Source organism: Allobosea sp. P1_A7, assembly GCF_056406775.1.
In genome coordinates this window covers 1-5,590 of the sequence record NZ_JBFTZN010000344.1, presented here as the reverse complement: position 1 = coordinate 5,590, position 5,590 = coordinate 1, and the positions used below count along the sequence as shown (strand labels likewise).

General features: G+C 59.2%; 4 protein-coding genes. 2 read left to right on the top strand and 2 right to left on the bottom strand.

Going from position 1 to position 5,590, the window contains the following annotated elements; all coding sequences use genetic code 11:
• Positions 1-356 precede the first annotated feature (356 nt).
• Positions 357-488: an ABC transporter gene (locus AC1D34_RS33545; RefSeq protein WP_441508376.1), complete on the bottom strand. Its 132-nt coding sequence runs from the start codon at positions 486-488 to the stop codon at positions 357-359.
• Between the two features lie 506 nt (positions 489-994).
• On the bottom strand, positions 995-1,201 hold the full coding sequence (locus tag AC1D34_RS33540) for a CsbD family protein (protein WP_441508377.1): 207 nt from the start codon (positions 1,199-1,201) through the stop codon (positions 995-997).
• 424 nt (positions 1,202-1,625) lie between these two features.
• Between AC1D34_RS33540 and AC1D34_RS33535 the strand changes: the two genes are divergently transcribed.
• Both AC1D34_RS33535 and AC1D34_RS33530 read left to right on the top strand, forming a co-directional pair.
• Entirely contained in the window at positions 1,626-2,459 is an 834-nt protein-coding gene (locus AC1D34_RS33535) for a L,D-transpeptidase (RefSeq protein WP_476826567.1), read from the top strand.
• Between the two features lie 1,208 nt (positions 2,460-3,667).
• Positions 3,668-4,063, top strand: a complete 396-nt coding sequence (locus AC1D34_RS33530) for a hypothetical protein (protein WP_441508379.1) — start codon at positions 3,668-3,670, stop codon at positions 4,061-4,063.
• Positions 4,064-5,590: the final 1,527 nt, after the last annotated feature.

The following is a 5,590-nucleotide window of genomic DNA, read 5'->3' as shown; positions in this document are numbered from 1 at the left end:
ATCGATTTGGCGGAGCTGAACCTGCACATGCGTGAAGCTGCGGAGTGATATTGGGAGGCTTCGACGGCCTTGGGTGATGGGAAGCCTGGCATTGGGGTGGCACTGCCGTCCTTCCGGCTCGCGGAAGGACGGAGAGTCTTACACTAGTCGCAGCCCTCCCAAAGGTCTCGCAGATGGGGTCGAAAACGGAAGTTCAAGTGATGAAGTTCGCATTCGACTTGGCGAGCGAAGGAGACGTCCTCGATCATCCGATCATTGCCAGTCGAACGGGCAAGAAAATCGCCACGGGCCGAATTTAGAATGCCCAAAAGAAAACGGCCGGTCCCGGCCGTTTTCAGTCTCATTGGCGCTAGGTGTCAGCCCTTGGTAACGATCGGCGTAGCCACGGGCGGAGGCGCCTTGCCCTTGCCCTTGCCGAAGCCATAGTCAGCACACCCACCGACGCCAACCAACGCCACAGAAACAACCAAGACCAGCAGTTTTTTCATCGTTTAGCCCTCGTTGAGAACACGCCCACTATGGATGACCGCAGATCGGCGGCCAGTGCAGATGGGCAACACTGGGCGTATTTCCGCGCTCTGAATTTAACGTTTGGTCAGGGATCGACGCAAAGTCTTCCAGAGATACTGGGCATATAGGCTTCCCGTTTCGTATAGAGGTTGTTGTTCCCAGATTCTGAGCGGGATCAATCTGGATCACTACTGGATATATCGAACCACGAATCGCAGCGGTGGGGGAACCAGCGTACGGCTCGCGGCCAGACGAGAGGGATCACGGCGACCGACCAAACCGCATTGATCGTTGATCGGGACAATTTAACCGAAACGCCCGCAACGGGCCTATTTATCAGCAGCGGGTCGATTAGGCTCCTTCGTTCCAGGCTCATAAGCTGACATTCGATCACGTTAGCGGATTACGTCCGGTGCTTCAGACGCCGACACGCCCAATCCGCAATAAGGCCCCGCCGAAACGGGGCCTTTCGATGTGAACATTACTATTCCCAAGTTTGACGGCCGTACCAGGTGTCCACATCGGTCTTCACCTGATCCTTCGCCAGACCATAGCGCTCCTGGATCTTGCCCTCGAGCTGATCACGCTTTCCGGCAATCACGTCCAGATCATCGTCAGTGAGTTTACCCCACTGCTCCTTGACCTTGCCCTTGAACTGCTTCCAGTTTCCTTCGACGCGGTTCCAATCCATCGACATCTCCTGCGGTTGCGTGATTTTCAACCAACGCACGCAACACCGGATTGTTCGGGATCTGTCTGCAACCAGTTGCGATCGCCGGTTGGCGGGACATCAATGGCCTGATCCTACCTAAGACCGCCGCGCTTCGCGTTTGAACGACGCCAATGTTGGAAACCCCAATGAATAAAGCAGAGGGTTCCATACTCCGTCTCGCTCGCGAGCACGCTGTAAGAGGGGAACATGATGACGCTTCAGCCGTATATATCGTGACCTCATCGGAGCCCAAATCGATGAAGCCCGTTGGTTTGATGACAGCCTTGGTAGTCCTCCTCGGCGTCGGTGCGGCGCCGGCGTCGGCTCTTACCGCCGATCAGATCAACACGGCGACATTCGCGGCGCGCCCCCCCAGAAAGCGAGTGGGCCCAATCCCTTGATCGTGAAGGCCCAGGTCTTGCTCAGCCGGCGCAGCATCTCACCGGGTGTGATCGATGGCGTCGATGGGGAGAACTTCCGCAAAGCCGTGGCGCAGTTCCGGCGCCAGGAAAAACTTAGTGAAAGTGACGAATTGGACGAGGTCGCTTGGCGCGGTCTTGGCGGCGATACCGTTCAGGATGTCGTGGTCGAATACAAGCTGTCCGACAAGGACGCGGATTACGACTTCGCTGACGATATTCCCCGCGACTACGCGAAGGAGGCCAAGATGAAGCGCCTCTCCTATACCAGCCCGCAGGAGATGCTCGGCGAACGCTTTCACATGAGCGAAAAGCTCTTGATGGAGCTCAACCCAGGGCAGCCCTTCACCGAGGCCGGCAGCGGAATTTACATCGTGTCTGGCGGCCGCTCGCTTCAGAAGGGGGGCGCCAAACGGGTCGATGCCGTCAAGAGTACCGGGATGGTCGTTGTCTATGGCGAAGGCGACACTATCCTGGCGAGCTATCCGGCAACGATCGGGAGCAAAAGCACGCCATCTCTGTCCGGCCAGTACAAGGTCACGCGCATCGCGCGGAACCCGAACTACACCTACGACCCCGAGAAGAACTTCCAGCAGGGCAAGAACGACGAAACCCTCGTCCTGCCGCCCGGGCCTAATAACCCGGTCGGAACCGTCTGGATTGCACTGTCTGAGCCAACATTCGGGATTCACGGAACGCCCGAACCCTCTCAGGTCAGCAAAACGACGTCGCATGGCTGCGTGAGATTGACGAACTGGGATGTGGAGGAGCTTGCCGACGTCGTGCGCCCGGGCGTGCCGGTGCACTTCCTGGATTAGAAACCGGGAGGGGCAGAATCGGCAAGAACTTGCAGGGGGCGCGCTTTCCCGCCTTGCCCGGGCACAGGCTCGCACCGCTCCAAGTAGAATACCGTCCGGCCTTCGGTGAGCACCACGGTCTTCCCGACGAAGGCAGTGACCAGCGCGGGGAGTTCCTGACACGTCTGAACGACCCCATCGCCTATAATGCGGAGTGAATCTGATGGGGCGTCTACGAGTTCTCCTTCTCGGGGCGCTGATCGGATGGGCCGGCGTCCACCTGTTCTACGCTCTCAAGCTGTATGTGGGGTTCTGACCGTGCCCAAGGCTGATCTCCCGGCGCAACTGCGTTAGCTCGATCACATTCTGACTGCGCCATCTTTATCCTGCTGTCCGAGGCCGCCGACGCCCTCGAGGTCGCCCTCGATGCGATGCGCAAGGCTCAGGACGCCATCGAGACCCGCGCCGCGAGGGTTGTGCAGGCGCTCGATGAGGGAGGGCCGCAACGGTCGCCCATCTGCCACCCGCCGTTTCATCGGCCAACGCCGCGAGCCCGTAATCACCAGAACTGACAGCATGGTCGGAACTAATCCGGCTGCCACCTGTTTGAAGTTTAAGAGATATGCTTGGTTGAGATTGAACAAAAGGGAACGGGCACGATGAATTTCTTCGGATCGGCAGTAATGCTAACGTTCGTTGCGTTTATGCCCCTAGCCGTCACGGCGTCAGAGCCAAAATCTACTCAATCCGACGCACTATCGATCGTTGAATCTGGCACCTCGTTGAAGCCGCAGCGTGGGAGTGACAATGTCAGCTCGTCACCGGAGGCCTCACCGCCAGTGGTCGAGCCAACTGCACACGCCCCGAGGAAGGTTCGCGTCGTCTATCCAGCCCCTCTTACAAAAAATAACGGCAGTTAAGCGCCGCGGTGTTGGCTCTTCAAAATCCGGTTGGCCCTCAATTCGCTCCAGGGGCCGCCCACTGCACTATCGAGACATGGCGCGGTGCGGTCATGAGCAACGCCGCTCATTCGGCTGCGTTTTGGTCACCGTCTTGCTGGCACATGCTATTTAATGGGCCCCTTACTGCGCTTTCATCTCGTTTTGGGAACCGCGCGGCTGCGTCTTGCGTTTAATTGCATCGGCTCCAGCGGGGATTGGTTCTCAGGAATTGCCCCATCCTGGCCATCACAGCACGAGGTGGAGGGTGCCATGAGGAGACTTGCATCCTTGGCCACTGCCGCTTTGATCATGACCGGCAGTGTCGGAACCGCCGACGCGCAGTATTGGCGCGGCGGCGGCTATCACGGCGGATATTATCGTCATCATCACGGGTGGGGCGGCGGGGCCGTCGCTGCCGGGCTGGTCGGCGGGGCGCTGCTGGGAGGACTGGTTGCCTCGGCTGCTACGGCCCCTGCCTATGGCTACGGGTATCCTGCCTATGGCTACGGGTATCCTGCCTATAGCTACGGATATGGCTATCCCGCCTATGGCCCGCCGGTTTATTATCGGCCTCGCTATTATTATGCACGGCCCGTCTATTATGCGCCTCGCTATTACGGCTGGAACCGGGGTTATTACGGCCACCGCTACCCACATGCGGTTTATCGGGGATGGCGAAGATAGTCGTACCGGCAGTTGTCCTGCCCGAATCACTGGTGAACGGGAGCACGGTGGCGACCAACATCGCCACAGCGGGTCTTTGAAGGGGGCATCTGTCGCAGGTCGTCCGCCGGCCAAACGACGGAGTTCTTCAGCGCCTCGGAGCCAGGGCCAGGCCAAAACACGTCGCGCGCGCACAACGGCTATTCCGCCACGCGGTTAGAACGGAGACGAAGTAGATCGTTCCGAAGCTGCGGAACACGCAGGCATCGGATTCGGTTGGAGCCAGGCATCACTATTACGGTGTCACAATGGGTTCGTTGCCGAGACCCTATCATCCGAGATGGAAACCGAGCCGGTCGTCGGATCGCAGGGCGCCGGCAGGGGCGGGCCCGGTCGACCGAGAAATATCTCACTTGAATAGATTGCGGACTTGATGCGACCTGAAGCAAAACGTCAGCTCATTACTCTTGTGCTGAGGTTTGAAGCGGTCGCTCGATCAACGACCGTGCTTTCCGGATTTCTTCCTGGCGCTCGCTAACGATGCCGCTTCCGACTCCAGTGAGGTTGCCAGCGCCTCGTATTCCACAATCCGCTCAGCGCGCTTGGGCGCGTCCGAACTGATCCAGAATGCGAGCCCGTTGCATGTCAATTCGTACGCCTCGAAGAGATCTAGAAACGCTGGATCGAGGGCCTGATCAAAAACGACACGCCAGTGAGGCAACCGCACCATTAAACGCGCGCGTCCGCCCCGCACGCAGATCATGGGGAGTCCAGCGAACTGCGAGCGTGGAACAGCCTCGGGCACCAAGTCCTCAGGCGTCCTCGTTGCCCGGGCCGATAGGCATCTGTTGCTCGCGCGCCTCTGGCTCGCGTCTGCACACGCCTCGCGTATGAGTCTCGATCGCGGCGAGCGCCGCGTCTAACGAGCAATATGGCCCCGGCGAGAGTGTTGCCATCGTAGCCACAGCTCGGGCCGCCGGAAGTATGCGAAAGCTTCCGGACAAGGCCAGCTCGACATGCCCCGCGTTACGGCCGAGCAAGTCGATCAGGTCCCACCTTGTCGAGCTCGATTGCTTAATGATGAGATCCATGAAGGCTTTCCCCTCCAACGGTCGCTACAGATAACAATCCCACCTCGAACAGGTTGCGCGGAGGCGACCGGGACACCGTCTTCCCGCTGCCTCATGGCCACGGGGACGAGGTCCACCATGGTTCGCCTTCGCCTGACCCGAGAGGCCTTCCGCCAAAGGGCCTTCGAACTCCCGACATCTACATTCCTGACCTGCATCTTGATACGATCAAGGTGAAGACGCGCGATTTCCGCTGAGCCAGATGATGCCCTCGGAAGCCAAAACACGGCAGGCGTCAGCGGTGCGTGGGACCGCGTTTAACCCCGAGCTACTAGTGAGTTTTCGTGTTCAAAGTCCGTTATAACGATAAGTCAGGTGTCAACGGCGGCCGGATTCCAGGCCACTTGGGCGGAGCAAAACCAGGCCAGCGCTGGCGATGTGAGACGATAAGCCAAGGGCCCCGATCGGGGCCCTTGGC

Excerpts from the sequence above, each read along its gene's own strand:
- AC1D34_RS33545 (WP_441508376.1), bottom strand. The coding sequence starts at position 488 with ATGAAAAAACTGCTGGTCTTGGTTGTTTCTGTGGCGTTGGTTGGCGTC.
- AC1D34_RS33540 (WP_441508377.1), bottom strand. The coding sequence starts at position 1,201 with ATGGATTGGAACCGCGTCGAAGGAAACTGGAAGCAGTTCAAGGGCAAG.